Consider the following 19,657-nt stretch of genomic DNA (forward strand, 5'->3'; position numbering starts at 1 on the left):
TCAGTACAGGATGGCTCAACTTTACGTGCTGTTGACGTTAACGTCAACAGCAACTTAAACGCTCGTTTGTCACTTCTGTCACACTTTAAGGCCAGTTTTTTGAACACTTGGCAACTTTCATGGTCATAGAATTGAGTTAAATAAAGAAATTAATGTCAATTGGCGTAAAAATATTTGATCCAGACTCTTATAGTTTCTATTATTTATAGCGATGTTCACCATAACCCAATTTATAAATTAGCGTGGGACCAAAATACTTATGAGCGATTTTCTTGATATATTGACTCACGGTCGTCGTTTTAAGGCCGCAGTAAAAGAGTTGAGCGTTGCAGATCTGCGCGATCTGGCTGCCAAATTGGATAAGATCATTATTGATCGTGAAGAGGAAGCCAAGGAAGAAGAAAAGGCACAAGCTGAACGTCTTTCTAAAATAGAAGATATCCGTAAGCAGATGGAAGCCGTTGGCCTGTCTGTTGAAGATCTGGGTAATGTTGCTGCCGCCAAGGCTGCTCCCAAGAAGCGTGCTCCTCGCCCACCAAAATACAAAATCGTTGTAGATGGTGAAACTATTACTTGGACCGGTCAAGGCCGTATGCCAACTGTATTCAAGAACGAAGTAGACAAAGGTCGTTCAATGGATGATTTCCTGATCTAATCAGGCATCTATTTACTTAAGCCTCGACAGTGTCGGGGCTTTTTTATGTCTGATAGACGTCTGGCATCTGTTAAAAAGCCTTACAATTACGCCTTGGCATTTACATTTTGACTGGGTTAACTTTTATGGACATCAGCACACAGCCATGTATCCCGTCGGCCTCAGATACCTTTTTGTATTATGGATATCTGTAACTCTTTGGTAAAAAAGTAGTGAATATATACTGATGTTCATATCTTTTTACTGATAGCTGTGACTTTTCCCCAAAAGAATAATGACAAGGTAGCCACAACAGATGAAACCCTCTTTCCCCGCCGCAAAACTGCTGTTTATCAGCCTTGTGGCCTGCAGCGCCTACGCCGATGAAACGCAACTGACAGACAATACTCCGAGATTGACCGCCTTAACCCACGCCAAACTCATGCTCTCCCCGGGTAAGCAATTGGATAACGCTACCCTGCTTATTGAAAATAACCGGATAAAGCAAGTTATTTCCAATAATGAAATTCCACAAAATGCTTATAAGATAGATCTCAATGGTTACACCATCTATCCGGGGTTTATCGATCCCTTTGCCGAATATGGCTTGGAGTATTCAGAATCGCCGGCAACTATTGAAGGCCCTGTCTATCGGATAAACCCCAAAGGGGCTGTGGCTGCAAATGGGGCTATTCACGCAGAGAAAGAATGGTTTTCCTATGTATTGGCAGATAAAGAAGCCGCGTCAAATTGGATAAGCAATGGCTTTACCAGCGTTCAGAGTGCTCATCTTAACGGAATATTCAGGGGAATTGGTGTTTCACTGTCTTTGGCGGACAAGAATAGCAATCAACTGATATATAATCCCCAAAGTCGACATTTTATGGCTTTTGATAAAGGCAATTCACCACAGAACTACCCCAACTCCCTGATGGGAAGCATAGCGTTAATAAGACAGACTCTCAGTGATGCCAACTGGTATAACCAGAATAAAATGAAAGCAGCCGGCCGCGCGGATTTATTGTCACCGGAATTTAATATCGCCCTGGAGCGCTTGCACGATATAAAAACTCGTGGTGCGATATTTGACACCCGAAACCTCAATAACCAGTTGCGTGCAGCCAAACTCTTGAGCCAAGAAGATATCCAGCCAATCTTACTGGGAAATGGCCAGGAGTATGCAAGAGTGAGAGAACTGCAGGAATATCGACCCGTGTTGATATTGCCGTTGAACTTCCCAGCAGCCCCTCAGGTCAGTGATGAAGACAATGCCAGGGAAGTACCACTCAGAACCTTGAGACACTGGGAGCGGGCACCGAGCAATCCTGCTGTGATGGCCGCCAACAATATCCCCTTCTCCTTCACCCAATACGGCATAGACGGTAAAGCCTTTTGGCCCAGGTTAAGAATGGCGCTGCAAGCCGGTCTCGACGAAGAAACCGCATTGGCAGCGCTGACCACAGAAGCCGCTGCGGCTGTCGGCATAGATAATTTGGTCGGTAAACTGGCGCCCGGCTATATGGCCGATCTGGTGATAGCCAAAGGCAATCTGTTTCAGGATGGCGAAATAGTCAGCGTTTGGCTGCAGGGTGAAGAGCAAAAACAGCTGGCTCCGGGATTCCAGTGGCAAGGCAGTTATCGCCTGCATTTGGCTGAACTGGAATTGGATCTTGAGCTGCAACTGACCCAGCAAACGCCCCGAAAACTCAGGGGCAACCTCAGCAGTGGCGATCAACAGATAGCGCTTGCTCACCTGAAAGCCGACAGCAAACGCCTGAGTTTCAGCGTCAATTTGCAGGGTGCCGGCATAAATGGCATCAGTAGATTGACTCTATGGCAAGATGATGAAGGATTGAGAGGAAGACTCTTGAGTGCCGATGGCACCGTGACTCAACTGGCCGGCTCAAGATTACCGCAAGCGCTTTTAATGCAAGAGACAGAAGAGGATACGCGGACAAATACTCAGGCAACAAGCCCCAAAACTGTGTCAAAGACCGGGCCAAAGACTGAACCCGAGTATCTCAGTCGTTTGACGAGCCCACTGCAAGCCTATGGCCGCAGTGAGCTGCCAGGTACGGAAAAACTGCATATCCGCAATGTCACCCTCTGGACTTCAAGCGAGGCCGGCATTATTGGCAACAGCGACCTGCTTATGGCCAATGGTAAGATTGAAAAGATTGGCACAGATCTCAGCACTCCGGCAGGTTATCAGGTCATAGAGGGAGCTGGCATGCACCTGACTGCCGGGATCATAGATGAGCATTCCCACATTGCCGTCAACGGCGGCCTCAATGAGATGTCCGATGCCATCACCTCAGAAGTACAAATAGCCGATGTGCTTAACCCGGATGATATTGCCATCTATCGCTCCTTGGCCGGTGGCGTCACCACCGCCAATCTGCTGCATGGCAGTGCCAACCCTATAGGTGGCCAGTCGCAGGTTATTCAACTGCGCTGGGGAGAGTCGGCCGAGGGACTCAAGTTCACCCAGGCCCATCAGGGGATTAAGTTTGCTTTGGGGGAAAACGTCAAACAGAGCAATTGGGGCGAGCGTTATACCCGTAGATTCCCGCAAAGCCGCATGGGGGTGAAGGCCCTGATGAGCGATGCTTTCAATGCCGCCAGAGACTATAAAGACGCCCAGGCCCAATATGCCGAGCTACGCTCACGGGAGAAACGTAAGCAGCTCTCCCCTCGCCCCGATTATCGTTTACAGGCGATTGCCCAAGTGCTGAATGGCGAGCGCGATGTGCATATTCACTCTTATGTCCAGTCTGAAATCCTGATGTTCTTGCGCCTCGCCGAGGCCTACGATTTCAAGGTCACCGCCTTCACCCATGTACTGGAAGGCTACAAGCTGGCCCCCGAGTTGGCGGCTCATGGTGCCGGCGCTTCCACCTTTGCCGACTGGTGGGCCTATAAATTTGAGGTCTATGATGCCATTCCGCAAAACGCCTGTTTGATGATGAATGCCGGCGTGCTCACCTCGATTAACTCAGATGACTTTGAGATGCAGCGGCGCCTGAATCAGGAAGCCGCCAAGTCGGTGAAATACTGCGACATGTCCCAGGAAGATGCCTGGAAGATGGTAACCATCAACCCCGCCAAACAGCTCGGAATAGACGCCATAACAGGTTCGGTTGAAGAGGGGAAGCAGGCAGATTTGGTGCTCTGGGATGCCAACCCTCTATCGGTTTATGCCAAGAGCCAGGCAGTGTGGATTGGCGGCAAACGCTACTTCGACCGCGCTGAGGATAAGCAAATGACCCAGGCTATTGCCGGCGAGCGCCAGGCGCTGATCCAGAAAATTCTTGGCAGTGACCCGGCGCGTCTTCAAGGCGAAACGACGTCAGAAATCATAGAGCCGTTGTGGCAATGCGATACCCAATTCAACGCCTGGGACCAGAATAAGGAGAGCCGCCTGTGACCAAGTTTCCTCTATTGCCACGCATGGCATCTATACTGGTATATCTGCTGCTGGGTGGTTCGCTATTGATGTTCGCACCGGCAAAGGCCCATAACCTGATCCCGGCCGAGCGCCAGCAGCAAGCCATATTATTGAAAAACGCCACGGTTCACACCGTCAGCCAAGGCACACTCGAAAATACCGATGTGCTGCTCGAGCAAGGCGTTATCAGCGCCGTAGGCCCAGGATTAACGGCTGAAAATGCCCGGGAATTTGATCTCAGTGGCAAACACCTTTATCCCGGCCTCATCGCACTGGATACCACCCTGGGTTTGGTAGAGATAGCCATGGCCAGGCCAACAGTCGACAGCCGCGATGTGGGCAGTGCCAATCCGCAGCTTGAAGCCGCCAGCGCCTTCAACCCGGATTCGGAATTGTTGCCCAGTGTGCGGGCCAACGGTATCACCCACGCGCAAATAGTGCCGAGAGGCACAGGCATTGCCGGGCAATCGGCACTGGTCTCACTGGATGCCTGGACCATAGAAGATGCCCAGGTCCCATCCAAACCACAGTTCCACCTCTATTGGCCAACTGCGCCGCAAAAACAAGGTACCAGCGAGGCTGATAAGCAGGCACAAAAGGCCTATCAGGACACCCTGTCACAGATACACAAACACTTTGAAGCGGGTAAACGCTACGCCTTGAGTCAGCAAGGCAGTGAAGGCGCGCTTGAAGACAGCCGCTGGCAAGCGCTCTTGCCTCTGTATCGCCAGGAGGCGCGGCTGTTTGTCCATGCCGACAGGCAGCGGCAGATAGAGGCTGCCATTGCCCTGGCCCGTCAGTATGGATTCAAGTTAACCCTGGTCGGTGGCTATGATGCCTGGCGCCTGGGTGCAGCGCTCAATGAAATAGAGGCAAGTGTCATCTATACCCATACTCTTGACTTGCCGCTACGAGAAGATGAGCCCATAGGTCAGGCATTTAGAGTACCGGCATTGCTCAAGCGCGCCGGTATTCCCTTCGCCCTCGGCTTCAGCTCCGATTGGGACAGCCGTAACCTGCCGCTGGCCGCGGGCCAAACCGTGGCTTGGGGGCTCAGTAAAGAGCAGGCGCTCAAGGCCATTACACAAGATGCCGCCAAGATACTGGGGGTAGACAACCTGGGGGCGGTAGCGCCCGGGTTTCAGGCCAATATTGTGGTCAGCAGCGGCGATATTCTCGACCCCATGAGCAGCCGGATAGAGCTGATGTTTATTGACGGCAGACAGGTGGATCTCAACAATCGTCATCGGCAGCTTTATCAAAAGTATTTGAAGCGATAGAATTTCCCATACAGCTCCCGGGATGGCCGGGAGCATGGACGAATAACTATAAGGCCGGGCCATGAAACCGATTTTTCTCTCCACTCTGGTACTGCTGCTTGGCGGCTGCGCCGGGGAATACAGCTTCAATTCCAACCTGGACAGCCAGGCTATCCAGGAGTATTTCAAACCCTCGGAAGTACAGCTGTTCGATGGCAGCCGGCCAACAGGCCAATATGAAGTGCTGGGATTGGTTGAAGGCAATGCCTGTCAGTCTGAGCTCGATGGTGTACCGGCCACTATGGCCGATGCCCGCACTGAGGCGCGCCGGGCGGCCGCAGATATGAAGGCCAATGGTCTTATCATTAAAAACTGTGTCGAAACCCAGGAAGCCGCAGCCGGTTGCTACACCAGCGCCATGTGTGTCGGCCAGGCTATTCGCCTGGCAACGCCGAAGGAGTAAGCCTGACGTTATGGGGTTTTCGACTCAGATAGAAGCGGTTGCCTATTGCCGGACACCATATAAACAGAAGTTTGGTATTCCTCGTCAGCCGGGCTTGGTGGATTTTGTTCGCGGTTTTGTCGAACTGACAGCGCCCTACAATCATATTGATGCGGTGCGTGGGCTGGAGCAGTATTCCCACCTCTGGTTACTGTTCTGCTTTCATGAAAATCTGGCCCAGGGCTGGAAAACCACGGTGCGCCCTCCCCGGCTCGGCGGCAATGAAAAGCTCGGGGTGTTTGCCACCCGCTCCACCTTCAGGCCCAATGGCATTGGCCAATCTGTGGTGAAGCTGCATCAGATCCACCAAGGCAAAGGCAAGGTGGTCCTGGAGATCTCCGGCATGGATCTACTCGATGGCACTCCGATAATCGACATCAAGCCCTACATCCCCTTCTCGGATGCGATACCCGAGGCGATAGGCGGCATAGCGCAGCAAGCTCCCGAGCAGGTTGAGGTCAGCTTCAGCCATCTCGCAGTAGAACAACTGATCCGACTCGAGAAACGCTATCCCGGGCTGGATAAGCTTATCCAGGCGGTGCTGGCCCAGGATCCGAGACCCGCCTACAAGAAAGGCAAGCCGGACCCCAAACGCTATCAAGTAGCTCTGTATGATCTGGATATCTTCTGGCATGCCCAAGAACAAGGCATTGAGGTCGAAACCATACAGCCCTTTTGTGCCAAAGCGTCCGGCGCCGGAGCATGAGTGATTTTACCCCCTCAGCTGATGACTATCAGGCGCAACACAAGAGGCGCCTCTCCTGGATGCCCTGGCTCTGGTATCGCCTCAAACCCAAGCATCTCGAGTGGGCCCTTCCCTGGCAACAAGCGATTCAGGCCAGGCTCCAAGTCCTTGAAACCATCAGCATAGGGCAAAACTGCTTTATCGCCCCCGAGGCAGAGCTGTTTGCCGAACCCGGCAGGCCGATAACCCTGGGCGATGAGTGCATGATAGCCGCCAACTGCTTTCTGCATGGGCCGATACAGATAGGCCGGGAGGTCAGTATCAACCACGGCTGCTCGCTGGATGGCGGCAGTCGCGGCATAGTGATAGGTGACAAGACCCGCATTGCCAACAATGTCACCATCTACGCCTTCAATCATGGTATGGCGCCGGATATGCCCATCTATCGTCAGAGCAGCCAATCCAAGGGGATTGTGATTGGCGAGGATGTCTGGATTGGCGCCCAGGCCGGTATCGTCGATGGTGTTACCATAGGCGACTGCGCCGTCATTGCCATGGGCGCCATTGTCACAAAGTCGGTACCCGCGTTTGCCATAATGGCGGGAAATCCTGCTAGAGTAGTGGGAGATAGACGCGATAAGCCACTGACGGGCAGTGAAAAAAAACAATAAGAGGAAGTTGAGCGCCATGGATTGCCAAACCCGCCAAAACACACAAACACCAAGAAGCATGTCACTTAGCTTGCCGGGGATCCGCAGCCGGTTACTGCTGAGTTTTTTTCTGCTTGCCGGGCTGATAGTGTTTTTTGGCGGAGCCAGCCTCTGGGTGATGGAGCGTACAGGCAAGGCCCATATCGCCGAGCTCCAGGACCAGAAACTGCTGCTGCAAACCATCAAAGCCAACCAGATGCAGCATCTGGCACTGCTGAAACTCAAAAACAACTGGCCTACCTATCCCTCCAACGAGCGGGAGGCGATCCTCGACGAAACCAGGCAGAGACAACAACAGATTATAACCACCCTGAGTCAGTTTACCCTGGCGGCCAAAGAATATGACGAGGCCCTGGCTCTTGGACAACAGCTGTCAGTGATGAGTGGTCAGCCTTTGAGAGCACCACATATGACCGGCATGATAAGTGCCATAGATAATCTTTCTCTGCGCCTGTCCGGCATAGGGCTGACCCACCTGGATGCCCAGGCACAAAAGAACAGCAAATCGCTGATGCAAACCTTGCTATGGCTGGTCCTCGGGTCACTGGCGCTGATAGTTCTGAGTCAAACTGTGGCCTGGGCTGTACTTGGCCGCCACCTGCTCAAACCCTTGTTGCAGACCAGCCACAAGCTCAGCGAATTGGCGGAACAAAACTTCGGTGGCAACTCCCCAAATGCCGTGAATCGGGAAACACTCAAGATAAACCATGCGCTGTTGTCTCTTGAGGCCCAAATGAGTGCCTTGACCAGCGAGCAACAACAGGACGAACTCACAGGGCTCTATAACCGCCGCAGCTTCAACCAACTGTTGAAGCAGGCCTGGCACAAAGCGGTAGTGAAACAGCACAGGATAGGCCTGTTGCTCATTCAGAGCGATCAGGCCATTGCCAGCGAAACCCTGTTGCATTTGGCCCAAAGGCTGCTGGACTTTAAAGTTAGCGGTGAACATTTTCTGGCGCGATTGCAACAATCTCAGTTGGCACTGTTACTGCCAGACCGGGATCCGGAAGCCTGTATCCGCATTGCCCAGAGCCTCAATCAATTTGTGCTGGCGGCCAATCTGAGAGCCAAGGCCCAAAGCCCGCGACTGACAGTCTCTATCGGTGTGGCCAACATCCAACCGGCCAGGCAACTCGGTTGGGACACCCTGGTATTTCAGGCTGAAGAAGCCCTGCTCAGCGCCCAAAACCGCGGCGGCAATTGCAGCGCCGGCGCCAATCAGTAGCCGACAGGCTAAATTCGAGCAAGGAAAGGGGAATTTATCCGCCCTGGCCGCGTGACATCATCAAAGCAAGTGATAAAATGGCGGCCATTCAATTCATTTCGGACCCAAGGTAATGCGAGTCAGTCAATACCTGTTATCAACACAGAAAGAAAACCCTGCCAATGCAGAGATAGTCAGTCATCAGCTTATGCTGCGCGCCGGTATGATACGTCGCAACGCCTCAGGCCTCTATAGCTGGCTGCCGTCCGGCCTGCGCGTACTGCGCAAGGTCGAAGCCATTGTGCGTGAAGAGATGAACAAGGCCGGTGCCATCGAAATTCTGATGCCCATGGTACAGCCGGGGGATCTCTGGGTGGAAACAGGTCGCTGGGACAAGTTTGGCCCGGAACTGCTGCGCTTTGTAGACCGTCACAATCGTGACTTCGTTCTGGGCCCGACCCATGAAGAAGTGATTACCGATCTGGTGCGCAAAGAAGTCAGCTCCTACAAGCAACTGCCGCTGACCCTGTATCAAATCCAGACCAAATTCCGTGATGAAGTCCGCCCACGCTTCGGTGTCATGCGCTCACGTGAGTTCCTGATGAAAGATGCCTACTCTTTCCATCTGGATCAGCAAACCATGGATGATACCTATCAGGCCATGTACACGGCTTACAGCAACATCTTGTCGCGCATGGGCCTGGCCTTCCGCCCTGTACTGGCAGATACCGGCTCTATCGGTGGCAGCATGTCACACGAGTTCCATGTTCTGGCCAACAGCGGTGAAGATCTGATTGCCTACTCCAATGGCAGCGACTATGCCGCCAATATCGAGAAAGCCGAAGCGCCGCTGCCAACCACAGAGCGCGCCGCGCCCACTCAGGAAATGACCTTGGTAGACACACCCAATGCCAAGACCATAGACGAACTGGTTGAGCAGTTTGGCCTGGATATCACCAAGACGGTTAAGACACTGATAGTCAAAGGCGCCACCGAAGAGGCCCCGCTGGTAGCCCTGATTGTCCGTGGCGACCATGAGCTGAACGAAGTCAAAGCCGACAAACTGGAACTGGTTGCCGCGCCGCTGGAATTTGCCTCTGAAGCGGAAATTCGTGACGCGCTGGGAGCCGGCCCTGGCTCTCTCGGTCCAGTCGGTCTGACTATTCCTGTGGTCATAGATCACAGTGTTGCCGTGATGAGCGACTTTGCCGCCGGCGCCAACCTAGACGACAAACATTATTTCGGTATCAACTGGGAACGGGATCTGCCGCTGGCCAGCACCGCCGATATCCGTAACGTAGTGGAAGGCGAAACCACCCCTGATGGCAAAGGCACTTACGCCTTCGCCCGCGGTATTGAAGTTGGCCATATCTTCCAGCTGGGCACCAACTACTCTGCCGCCATGAACGCCACTGTGCTGGACGAGAATGGCAAGTCTCAGGTCCTGCTGATGGGCTGTTATGGTGTCGGCGTCAGCCGCATCGTTGCCGCCGCTATCGAGCAGAATCACGATGACCGCGGTATCATTTGGCCGGAAGCGATTGCCCCATTCACAGTGGGTATTCTGCCGATGAACATGCACAAGTCACATAGAGTGACTGATACTGCCGAGCAGCTTTACAAAGAGCTGACCGATGCGGGTATCGAAGTGCTGTTTGACGACCGTAAAGAGCGCCCTGGCGTGATGTTTGCCGATATGGAGCTCCTGGGTCTGCCTCACACCATAGTGATTGGCGACCGCAACCTGGATGCTGGTGTTTATGAATATAAAAACCGCCGCACCGGAGAAAAGCAGGAAGTGCCTATGGCGGAGATAGTGGACTTTATCAAGAAGGCCGCTGACCAGAAGTAAGCTCCTGAATTCAAGAGCCCCCAGGCTCCAGAAAACTCAGGAACAAGAAAGCCGAGCTTAGCTCGGCTTTTTCATGGCTGGAAACCTGCTTGTAAATAAAAAACCGCAGATAAGTCTGCGGTTTTTTAGTCTCGCCGCTATGGGCGTTTTAGTGCGCTATCAGGCTTGGGTATCGACACCTTCACCGCCCTTGGACACCATTACCATGGCAGGACGCAGCAGACGCTCATTGAGCTGATAGCCCTTTTGCATAACCAGCATCACAGTATTGGCCGGGAACTCGGCGCTTGGCTGCATGCCAATGGCTTGATGCTGCTCAGGGTTAAAGGCTTCACCCATAGGATCTATCTGCTTGACCCCGAACTTCTCCACCGCGGACAGGAAGCTTTTCAGTGTCAGCTCAACCCCTTCAAACAAAGGCTTGGTGGCTTCATCGGCCTTATCGGCACCCACCAGCGCACGCTCCATGTTATCGATCACAGGCAGCAGCTCATTGCTGAACTTTTCCAGGGCAAACTTATGCGCCTTCTCCACATCCTGCGCCGCCCGGCGACGGATGTTGTCAACTTCAGCTGCGGCACGGATGACAGAATCTTTCTGCTCCTCAACTGTCGCCTGTGCGTCAGATAAAGCCTGCTCCAGCTCCTCAATACGGAAGTTCGCCTGAGTCAGCTCGTCGATAATGCCGCCTTCCTCAGCTATGCCCTCGGTGGTTTCAACCTGGTCAACCACTTCTTCGACCTGTTCCTGCTCTGCTTTAAATGACTCTTTGTTCATTTCTACTCCAGCTAAAAATGCTTTGTTTCTGCATACTCTGGGCATATTATGGGGATCAAATTGACCGTTTCAACCCCCAGAGTTCCCAAAATCTATGTCCACTGAGTTTCATACTATAGGCCTGATAGGAAAACCCCACCATCAGGGGACCAACCTGACCCTCAAGCGCCTGCATCATTGGCTGAAAATGCAGGGCTATGATGTGCTGGTGGAAGAGAGAGTCGCGGCCGAACTCGGGAAAGATGTGTGCGCGGTAGACCTACTGGATATCGGCGAACACTGTGATCTGGCGATAGTCGTCGGGGGGGATGGCAATATGCTGGGCGCGGCCCGGGTTCTGGCACGCTTCGATCTCGGCGTTATCGGTGTCAACCGCGGCAATCTGGGGTTTTTAACCGATCTGCCGCCGGATGCCTTTGAAGAATCTCTGGCCAAGGTGCTGGATGGTGAATATGCCACAGAACACAGGTTCCTGCTGGAAGCCGAGGTTTATCGCCACGGTGAAGTCAAAGCCAGCAATACCGCCGTCAATGAGGCCGTCCTGCATCCGGGCAAGATAGCCCATATGATCGAGTTTGAGGTCTATATCGACAACCAGTTCATGTACAGCCAACGAGCCGATGGCATGATAGTGTCTACACCGACCGGCTCAACCGCCTATTCGCTGTCGGCCGGCGGCGCAATATTGACCCCCAATCTCGAGGCGCTGATCCTGGTGCCCATGTTTCCCCATACCCTCTCCTGCCGCCCTATAGTGGTCGACGCTTCCAGCACCATCAAACTGGTGGTGTCACCGGAAAACGGCGAAAACCTGGAAGTGAGCTGTGACGGCCATGTCACCTTATCTGTAATGCCGGGCGATGAAATTATCCTGAAGCGCAGCAAGGAGCGGCTCAAACTCATCCACCCAAAGGGGCACAACTACTTTCACGTCTTGCGCAACAAGTTGGGCTGGGGCAGTAAACTCTTTTGAAACCGGCGCTTGGGCGATGTCAGCTTGCCACTCAATCCAACTTAGTTAAAGCACCTGAGAATAAAGGTGCTTTTTTGTTATTTATTTTCAAAAAATGTAAAACATCATTCACGTGACAAAGATCACAATTTACTGCGCTCTATAAAACAGTGATCTGCATCACTCATAAACAAAAGTCAGAACAATCACAACCCGTTGATTATTAACAATATAAGCAACACCACATAAAATCCAACTTCACCAAACACTCAATTAGTGTGACATGAATCACATTCAAATTTTACGATATAAGCCTGCGTTTCCATCATAAATGAAATAACAGGATCACTTTATTACCGTTTTGAGCAAAACAAAGCCATAATTCCAAGGGTTTTGGGTCATTTCCAAGATTTCTATTCCCCAAAGTTATATAAGAGCCCTATCAAAGGTGACCTTGATCACATTTAGCTATTTTGTGGCGGAGATACTGCTCCCATAACCAAAAACTTAAGCCACATACGAAAGGCAAGATGATCCAGATCATTTTGGTTCCGGGTAAATTAACCATGATAAGCACGCACAACAACAAAAGGGAAAGGCGATAGCACTTTCTCAACACCACAATAAGCACAAGCAACATATGAAATGATGAGGCAACCATGACATTTCTACAGTTACTCGCAAGCCTGACACCCGTGATCAGCGTCATGCTGTTCCTGGTGTTGCTCCGGATGCCCGCATCCAGAGCTATGCCAATCTCCATGGTGATCACCGCCCTGGCCGCCGTTTTTATCTGGCAGATGGACACTACCCTACTGGCCGCCTCCGTGGTTGAAGGCCTGCTGTCGGCGATTACTCCTTTGACCATCATCTTCGGTGCGGTCTTCCTGCTCAACACCCTGAAATATTCAGGCGCCATGGATACCATTCGTGCCGGTTTTACCAATATCAGCGCAGATGCCAGGGTCCAGGTGATCATCATCTGTTGGCTGTTCGGCTCCTTTATTGAAGGCTCAGCCGGTTTTGGTACACCTGCCGCTATCGGTGCACCTCTGTTGGTACTCTTGGGTATCCCACCGGTTGCGGCCGCCGTGGTAGCCCTGATTGCCGACTCAACTTCAGTGTCTTTCGGCGCTATCGGTCTGCCGGTACTCTTTGGTATGGAGCAGGGTCTGCTCGAAGGCGGTACCAGCATGGCTGCAGCACAAATTGCCGAACATGGCGGCCACTTCAGCGATTATGCCCAGTTCATTGCCATGCATATGATCACCATAGATCTGATAACAGGTACGCTGATCCCCTTGGTAATGGTGTCTGTGCTGACAGGCTTCTTTGGTCGCAATAAGTCCTTCAAGGAAGGCTTTGCCATCTGGAAATTTGCCCTGTTCGCCGGTTTGGCCTTTACCATTCCTGCCTGGTTGATCAACTTCTTCGCCGGCCCAGAGTTCCCTTCAGTGATTGGTGCCCTGGTCGGTATGGCACTGGTTATCCCGGTTGCCCGCAAAGGCTGGTTACTGCCGAAAACGCCTTGGAATGACTTTGCCGAAAACGACAAGGAAGCAGAAACAGCTAAAGTGGAAACCAAGGCGCGCTTCTCTCAGTTGGCCGCCTGGACTCCGTACCTGATCATGGCCGCTCTCTTGGTGCTTTCACGTGTGGTACAGCCACTGAAAGCCTGGCTGAACGGTTTCAATATCAGTTGGACCGGCCTGTTGGGCACTGAGCTCAAAGCCAGCTTCGCCACCTTCTTTGCACCGGGCGCCTTCTTTGTTGCCGTGTGTATTCTGGGCTTCTTCCTGTTCAGAATGAACTCCAAGGCCATTAAAGAATCGGTCACGGTTTCCTGCAAGTCCATGGTGCCAACCATTATCTCTCTGGGTGCCTCTGTACCCATGGTGAAAATCTTCCTTAACTCAGGCACCAACAGTGCCGGTCTGCAGTCAATGCCGGTAGCACTGGCGGATATGCTGGCCGGAAGCCTCGGCAGTGTCTGGGCCTGGATTTCACCTATAGTCGGTATTTTCGGTGCCTTCCTGTCGGGTTCGGCTACCTTCTCCAACATGATGTTCTCTGGCCTGCAATACAGCGTGGCCGATAATATAGGAGCCAACCACGCGCTGATCCTGGCACTGCAAGGTATTGGCGCCAACGCCGGTAACATGATGTGCGTGATGAACGTGGTCGCGGCGGCAACTGTGGTCGGTATGGCCGGTCGCGAATCTGAAATCATCCGCAAGACTATGCCCGTGGCGCTTGGCTATGCTTTACTGGCCGGTACCCTGGCGGTGATCTGGGGCGGATTCTAAAAACGATAATAATCCTTCGATAAGGCAGCCGCCTTTAGCGCTGCCTTTATTATCAAATTTAATGTGTAGAGAAATGTCTTATGTCTATCAACTATGAAGCCGTGATCCGCGACCTGCGTAAACAGTTGGGAGAAGCCGCCGTCAGTGATGATCCTGTGCGCCGCTTTGCCTGGTCAACCGATGCCAGCTATTTCCGAATAGTGCCCGAGGTGGTGGTACATGCCGAAGAGCTGGAGCAGGTAAAACGTACTCTGGCGGTGGCCAGAAGCTACGGCGCTCCGGTAACTTTCCGCGCCGCAGGTACCAGTTTGTCGGGTCAGGCCATAGGTGAAGGCATCTTGCTTATCCTGGGATTCGATGGTTTCCGCACTCTGGATATCAGTAAAGACAGCAACAAGGTCACCCTGGGTGCGGCTGTTATTGGCGCCGACGCCAACGCCGCCCTCAAACCTTTGAATAAGAAAATCGGCCCGGATCCGGCAACTCTGGCTTCGGCCATGGTAGGTGGTATCGTCTCCAACAACGCTTCCGGTATGTGCTGCGGCACGGCCCAAAACAGCTACCAAACCATCTCCTCAGTAAAACTGCTGCTGGCCGATGGCACAGAGCTGGATACCGGCAGCGAAGAGTCCAAAGAAGCCTTCCGTCAGTCACACCCCGAACTGCTCAAGGCACTGGCAGATTTGGGTGCCATGGCTCGCGGTAATGAGACACTGGCAGCGCGAATTCGTAAAAAGTTCGCCATTAAAAACACTACAGGCTACAGCCTCAACGCCCTGGTGGATTTTGAAGATCCCTTCGATATCATCAACCACATCATAGTTGGCGCCGAAGGCACCCTGGCGTTTGTTAACGAAGTCACCTATCACACAGTGGATGAAGCTAAATTCAAGGCCTCGGCCATGGCGGTATTCTTCAATATGGAAGATGCAGCCCGGGCAATCCCCCCTATTCAGGGCGAAAGCGTGGCTGCGGCCGAGCTGCTGGACTGGGCCTCCATCAAGGCGGTAACAGGCAAAAAGGGTATGCCGGATTGGCTGGCCGAACTGCCGGAAGGCGCTGCGATTTTGCTGATAGAATCCCGCGCCAATGATGATGAGACTCTGGAACGTTATACCCAGGACGTTATCGCCAAGCTGGCGCATATTGAAACCGAGCGCCCCATCAGCTTCAGCCGTGACCCGGCCGTTTACGGTAAATATTGGGCCATGCGCTCCGGCCTATTCCCCATTATCGGTGGTGAGCGTCCCAAGGGCACTTCGGTAATCATCGAAGACGTGGCCTTCCGAGTTGAAAACCTGGCCAGTGCCGCTCACGATCTGACCGAGCTGTTCCATAAGCACGGCTATCCTGAAGGGGTGATCTACGGCCACGCCCTGGCCGGTAACTTCCACTTTATCATTACCCCTAAATTCGGCTCCCAGGCCGATATCGAACAGTTCCATCAATTTATGGAAGCGGTCGCCGATATGGTGATCAACAAGTACGACGGTTCGATGAAAGCCGAGCACGGCACAGGCCGCGCCGTGGCACCTTTTGTGGAAATGGAATGGGGTAGTGACGCCTACACCCTGATGAAAAACATCAAGCAGATCTTCGATCCCGAAGGACTGCTGAACCCTGGGGTGATCCTCAACGACGACAAGCAGGTACACATCAAGAATATCAAGCCCTGTCCCGAAGTGGACGACCTGGTAGATAAGTGTATCGAGTGCGGTTTCTGTGAAAAGACCTGCCCCACCTCGGCGCTGAACCTGTCACCCAGACAGCGGATAGCCACCTTGCGTGAAATCGAGCGTCTGGAACAGAGCGGCGACAAGGAAGCGGCCGAGAAGATGCGTGCCGCCGCCAAGTATGATGTGGTGGATACCTGCGCCGCCTGTCAGCTCTGTACCATTGCCTGCCCGGTAGACAACAGCATGGGCCAACTGGTCCGCAAGCTGCGTGCTCCCTACATAACCACCACAGAGCAGAAGGTTCTTGACTTCCAGGCCAAGCACTGGGGCGCCGTCAACCAGGTGCTGAGCACAGGCTTTGATGCCCTGGGCACAATACACAAACTCACGGGCACGGGTATCACCTCAGGGCTGATGAACATGGGCCGGGCGATTTCCAAAGAAGTGCCTTACTGGAACCCTGACTTCCCCAAAGGCGGTAAGCTGCCCAAGCCTTCGGCGCCCAAAGCCAACCAGGAAACCGTGGTCTACTTCGCTGCTTGCGGCGGCCGCACCTTCGGCCCAACACCGCTGGATCCCGATGACCGCACCCTACCTGAAGTGGTAGTGACCTTACTGGAGCGTGCCGGCTATAACGTGATTACGCCGGCCAAGACCCGCAATCTGTGCTGCGGCCAGATGTGGGAATCCAAAGGGGATTTCAAAAATGCCGACATGAAGCGTGATGAGCTTATCGATACACTTAGTGCCATGACAGAAGGCGGCAAGCTGCCCGTAGTTGTCGATGCCCTCTCCTGTACCTACCGTGCCCTTTCCGGTAATCCCAAGGTTGAACTACTGGATCTGGTCGAATTCCTGCACGACAAGGTATTGCCGAAACTCACCCTCACCAAGAAGGTCAATGTGGCACTGCACCTGGGGTGCTCTGCTCGCAAAATGAAGCTGGAACCCAAAATGCAAGCCATTGCCGATGCCTGCTCCGACAAGGTACTGCGCCCTGCCGGCGTCGATTGTTGTGGTTATGCCGGTGAGAAAGGTCTCTACAAACCTGAGATCAACGCCTCGGCACTGCGGAACATCAAGAAACTCATCCCCACTGACTTCAAGGAAGGCTACTATGCCAACCGTATGTGTGAGGTGGGCCTGAGCCACCACAGTGGCATCTCATACCGCCACCTGGCCTATCTGCTGGAGGAATGCAGCCGCTGATAACCGAGAGAGGGAGCACTAAGCTCCCTCTTTTTTCATCTGTGTCAAATAATGGATTTCCGTTCGGATTACAAAACAAAAACCAAGATATTTAATCAATAATAATCAGCTATTTACAATATTCTCATTTTTGCAAAAAAGATTTTGCTCATTTACTGAATTAGCACTATTTATTGTGTGGTTATAGGCTTATATTCAAGCATATTTACCCTATGTCAGGTGATGTTCAAATACAGAGTCAGAAAGCATCTGGCCACACCGGACATAGATGATGTCGGTTAACGCAAGCAACATCCAATTAGGAAACACCAAATGAAGATAGCCTTGTTTATTCCCTGTCTGGTCAACCAGATGCTGCCGGATGTGGCCATCGCCACCTTGGAACTGCTGGAGAAACTGGGGCACCAGGTGATCCTGCCTGAAGGCCAAACCTGTTGTGGTCAGCCCATGACCAACTCGGGTTGTTTTAACGAAGCCCGCAACACCACTTTGAAGCTGCTCAACGCCTTCAAGGGAGTCGAATGCGACGCTATCGTCTGTCCTGCCGCCTCTTGCCTGGTGGCAGCCAAGGAAAACTTCCATGAGTTTGACGACAGCCCGGAAGCCGCAGCCGTTATCGCCAAGCTGTACGAACTGACCGAGTTCCTGCACGATGTCGCCCCGGTAGAGAGCTTCCCCAAGGCCTTCCCTCACAAGGTAAGCCTGCAGTTGAGCTGTCACGGTATCCGTATGCTGGATCTCGCCAGCCCCAGCGAATATATGGGCCCACGTTACAACAAGATGGAAGCCCTGCTGGAACGCATTCCCGGCATAGAGATCACCTATCCGGATCGCCGCGACGAATGCTGTGGCTTCGGCGGTACCTTTGCGGTGGATGAAGGTGCGGTGTCGGCCAAGATGGGTAAAGACAAGGCTCAGGCCCATGCGGCTACGGGAGCAGACTTTGCCGTCGGTTTCGACCCATCCTGTCTGATGCATCTGGATGGCATGATCCGCCGCCAGAAGCTGCCGATTGAAACCCGCCATCTGGCGCAGATCCTCAACGCTGCCATTTAGGGAGATAGCCATGTCACAGACACAAGGGGCCAACGCCCACGCCAGCCAGGCAGAGATCTTCTGCCGTGATGAGTCCAGAGTCGATTGGCATTCCAAAGCCCTGTGGGTGTTGCGGGAAAAACGCGACCGCGCCGCCGGCAGCCTGCCCGAGTGGGAACAGCTGAGGGATCTGGGTTCGGCTATCAAGCTGCATACCCTAACCAATCTGGCCAAGTATCTGGAAGAGTTCGAAGCCAACTGTATCCAGAACGGCATTCAAGTGCATTGGGCCAAAGACGGCGCCGAGCATAACCGTATAGTGCATGAGATTCTGGCCCGCCATCAGGTGAAGAAACTGGTGAAGTCCAAGTCCATGCTCACCGAAGAGTGCCACCTCAATCCCTTCCTCGAGAGCAAGGGCATAGAGGTTATAGACACTGACCTGGGTGAACGTATCATTCAGCTGAAAAAGCAGCCACCTTCACATATTGTGGTTCCCGCCATTCACCTCAAGAAAGAGGAAGTGGGCGAGTTGTTCCATGAAAAACTGGGCACAGAAGCCGGCGCCAGCGACCCAACTTACCTGACCCGTGCCGCCCGAGCCCATCTGCGTGAGCAATTCCTCAGTGCCGATGCCGCCATGACAGGGGTGAACATGGCTATCGCCGACAAAGGTGCGGTAGTGGTCTGCACCAACGAAGGCAACGCCGACATGGGCTGTAACCTGCCCAAGCTGCAACTCCACTCCATGGGGATAGACAAGCTGGTACCTTCAGTGGAAAGTGCCTCGGTTTATCTGCGCACCCTGGCCCGTAACGCAACGGGGCAACCGGTAACCACCTACTCCAGCTTCTACCGCGGTCCACAGGCCGGTGGCGAGATGCATGTCATCATAGTGGACAACGGCCGCTCCGAGATGCTCAAGGACAAGATCCTGGCCGAGTCGCTCAAGTGTATTCGCTGCGGTGGCTGTCTGAACACCTGCCCTGTATATCGTCGCAGTGGTGGCTACAGCTACAACTACACCATCCCGGGCCCGATTGGCATCGCCGTAGGCGCCCAGCACGATGACACCAACTCCATCGCCTGGGCTTGTACCCTATGCGGCTCTTGCTCCTATGTGTGCCCCACCAAGGTGCCATTGGACAAGATCATCTTCCGTCAGCGTCGCCTCAAGGCCGAGTCGGGTCAACTGCCATATGGCAAAGGCAGTTATATGCCTTTGGTCGGTAAGTTTATGGCCAGCACCACTATGCTGAACTGCTCCATGAGTATGGCAAGACTGGGTTTGAGAATACTGCCCGGCAGCCTGCTCAAGCCGTTCTCCGGCGCCTGGGGTAAATATCGTGAACTGCCCAAGGCACCCGCCTCCAGTTTCGAGGCCTGGTTCAAGAAAAACAGGAGCTAA

14 protein-coding genes are annotated in these 19,657 nt (G+C 53.2%); 13 read left to right on the forward strand and 1 reads right to left on the reverse strand.

Annotated elements, in window-relative coordinates; genetic code table 11:
• Positions 1–259 precede the first annotated feature (259 nt).
• From HCX89_RS02980 to HCX89_RS03015, 8 genes are all read left to right on the forward strand, one after another.
• Positions 260–655: an H-NS family nucleoid-associated regulatory protein gene (locus HCX89_RS02980; protein WP_025009415.1), complete on the forward strand. Its 396-nt coding sequence runs from the start codon at positions 260–262 to the stop codon at positions 653–655.
• A 295-nt stretch (positions 656–950) separates the two neighbouring features.
• Positions 951–4,061, forward strand: coding sequence for an amidohydrolase family protein (locus HCX89_RS02985; RefSeq protein ID WP_167715014.1), 3,111 nt, complete (start codon positions 951–953; stop codon positions 4,059–4,061).
• Between the two features lie 23 nt (positions 4,062–4,084).
• Positions 4,085–5,362, forward strand: coding sequence for an amidohydrolase family protein (locus HCX89_RS02990; protein WP_167715160.1), 1,278 nt, complete (start codon positions 4,085–4,087; stop codon positions 5,360–5,362).
• A gap of 61 nt (positions 5,363–5,423) precedes the next feature.
• Positions 5,424–5,804, forward strand: a complete 381-nt coding sequence (gene rcsF / locus HCX89_RS02995; protein ID WP_025009418.1) for an Rcs stress response system protein RcsF — start codon at positions 5,424–5,426, stop codon at positions 5,802–5,804.
• Positions 5,805–5,814: 10 nt separating this feature from the next.
• Positions 5,815–6,549 (forward strand): tRNA (N6-threonylcarbamoyladenosine(37)-N6)-methyltransferase TrmO, encoded by a 735-nt coding sequence (gene tsaA, locus HCX89_RS03000; RefSeq protein WP_025009419.1) that lies wholly within the window; start codon positions 5,815–5,817, stop codon positions 6,547–6,549.
• Entirely contained in the window at positions 6,546–7,199 is a 654-nt protein-coding gene (locus HCX89_RS03005; RefSeq protein ID WP_167715015.1) for an acyltransferase, read from the forward strand. Before tsaA ends, HCX89_RS03005 begins: the two co-directional genes overlap by 4 nt.
• A 58-nt stretch (positions 7,200–7,257) precedes the next feature.
• Positions 7,258–8,463: a diguanylate cyclase gene (locus tag HCX89_RS03010; RefSeq protein ID WP_167715017.1), complete on the forward strand. Its 1,206-nt coding sequence runs from the start codon at positions 7,258–7,260 to the stop codon at positions 8,461–8,463.
• 112 nt (positions 8,464–8,575) lie between these two features.
• Positions 8,576–10,294: a proline--tRNA ligase gene (locus HCX89_RS03015; RefSeq protein ID WP_167715019.1), complete on the forward strand. Its 1,719-nt coding sequence runs from the start codon at positions 8,576–8,578 to the stop codon at positions 10,292–10,294.
• A gap of 159 nt (positions 10,295–10,453) precedes the next feature.
• On the opposite strand, the gene grpE is transcribed toward HCX89_RS03015, so the two are convergent.
• On the reverse strand, positions 10,454–11,071 hold the full coding sequence (gene grpE / locus HCX89_RS03020; protein WP_025009423.1) for a nucleotide exchange factor GrpE: 618 nt from the start codon (positions 11,069–11,071) through the stop codon (positions 10,454–10,456).
• A 94-nt stretch (positions 11,072–11,165) separates the two neighbouring features.
• On the opposite strand from grpE, the gene nadK reads away from it, so the two are divergent.
• The 5 genes from nadK (at position 11,166) to HCX89_RS03045 (ending at position 19,657) form a co-directional block, all read left to right on the forward strand.
• Complete coding sequence (gene nadK / locus HCX89_RS03025; RefSeq protein WP_167715021.1) at positions 11,166–12,044, forward strand: NAD(+) kinase; 879 nt, start codon at positions 11,166–11,168, stop codon at positions 12,042–12,044.
• A 638-nt stretch (positions 12,045–12,682) separates the two neighbouring features.
• A complete protein-coding gene (locus HCX89_RS03030) occupies positions 12,683–14,329 on the forward strand; it encodes an L-lactate permease (RefSeq protein WP_044734016.1) in 1,647 nt (548 codons plus the stop codon).
• A gap of 80 nt (positions 14,330–14,409) precedes the next feature.
• A complete protein-coding gene (locus tag HCX89_RS03035) occupies positions 14,410–17,214 on the forward strand; it encodes an FAD-binding and (Fe-S)-binding domain-containing protein (protein ID WP_167715023.1) in 2,805 nt (934 codons plus the stop codon).
• Positions 17,215–17,526: 312 nt separating this feature from the next.
• On the forward strand, positions 17,527–18,270 hold the full coding sequence (locus HCX89_RS03040) for a (Fe-S)-binding protein (protein WP_045282525.1): 744 nt from the start codon (positions 17,527–17,529) through the stop codon (positions 18,268–18,270).
• 10 nt (positions 18,271–18,280) lie between these two features.
• Positions 18,281–19,657, forward strand: coding sequence for a lactate utilization protein B (locus HCX89_RS03045; RefSeq protein WP_167715025.1), 1,377 nt, complete (start codon positions 18,281–18,283; stop codon positions 19,655–19,657).

The sequence above is a fragment of the Shewanella sp. Iso12 genome (assembly GCF_012030025.1).
GTDB classification, from domain to species: domain Bacteria; phylum Pseudomonadota; class Gammaproteobacteria; order Enterobacterales; family Shewanellaceae; genus Shewanella; species Shewanella algae.

Bases quoted from the DNA above. Each gene is read 5' to 3' on its own strand.
- HCX89_RS02980 (WP_025009415.1), top strand. From the start codon at position 260: ATGAGCGATTTTCTTGATATATTGACTCACGGTCGTCGTTTTAAGGCC.
- HCX89_RS02985 (WP_167715014.1), top strand. From the start codon at position 951: ATGAAACCCTCTTTCCCCGCCGCAAAACTGCTGTTTATCAGCCTTGTG.
- HCX89_RS02990 (WP_167715160.1), top strand. From the start codon at position 4,085: ATGGCATCTATACTGGTATATCTGCTGCTGGGTGGTTCGCTATTGATG.
- rcsF (WP_025009418.1), top strand. From the start codon at position 5,424: ATGAAACCGATTTTTCTCTCCACTCTGGTACTGCTGCTTGGCGGCTGC.
- tsaA (WP_025009419.1), top strand. From the start codon at position 5,815: ATGGGGTTTTCGACTCAGATAGAAGCGGTTGCCTATTGCCGGACACCA.
- HCX89_RS03005 (WP_167715015.1), top strand. From the start codon at position 6,546: ATGAGTGATTTTACCCCCTCAGCTGATGACTATCAGGCGCAACACAAG.
- HCX89_RS03010 (WP_167715017.1), top strand. From the start codon at position 7,258: ATGTCACTTAGCTTGCCGGGGATCCGCAGCCGGTTACTGCTGAGTTTT.
- HCX89_RS03015 (WP_167715019.1), top strand. From the start codon at position 8,576: ATGCGAGTCAGTCAATACCTGTTATCAACACAGAAAGAAAACCCTGCC.
- grpE (WP_025009423.1), bottom strand. From the start codon at position 11,071: ATGAACAAAGAGTCATTTAAAGCAGAGCAGGAACAGGTCGAAGAAGTG.
- nadK (WP_167715021.1), top strand. From the start codon at position 11,166: ATGTCCACTGAGTTTCATACTATAGGCCTGATAGGAAAACCCCACCAT.
- HCX89_RS03030 (WP_044734016.1), top strand. From the start codon at position 12,683: ATGACATTTCTACAGTTACTCGCAAGCCTGACACCCGTGATCAGCGTC.
- HCX89_RS03035 (WP_167715023.1), top strand. From the start codon at position 14,410: ATGTCTATCAACTATGAAGCCGTGATCCGCGACCTGCGTAAACAGTTG.
- HCX89_RS03040 (WP_045282525.1), top strand. From the start codon at position 17,527: ATGAAGATAGCCTTGTTTATTCCCTGTCTGGTCAACCAGATGCTGCCG.
- HCX89_RS03045 (WP_167715025.1), top strand. From the start codon at position 18,281: ATGTCACAGACACAAGGGGCCAACGCCCACGCCAGCCAGGCAGAGATC.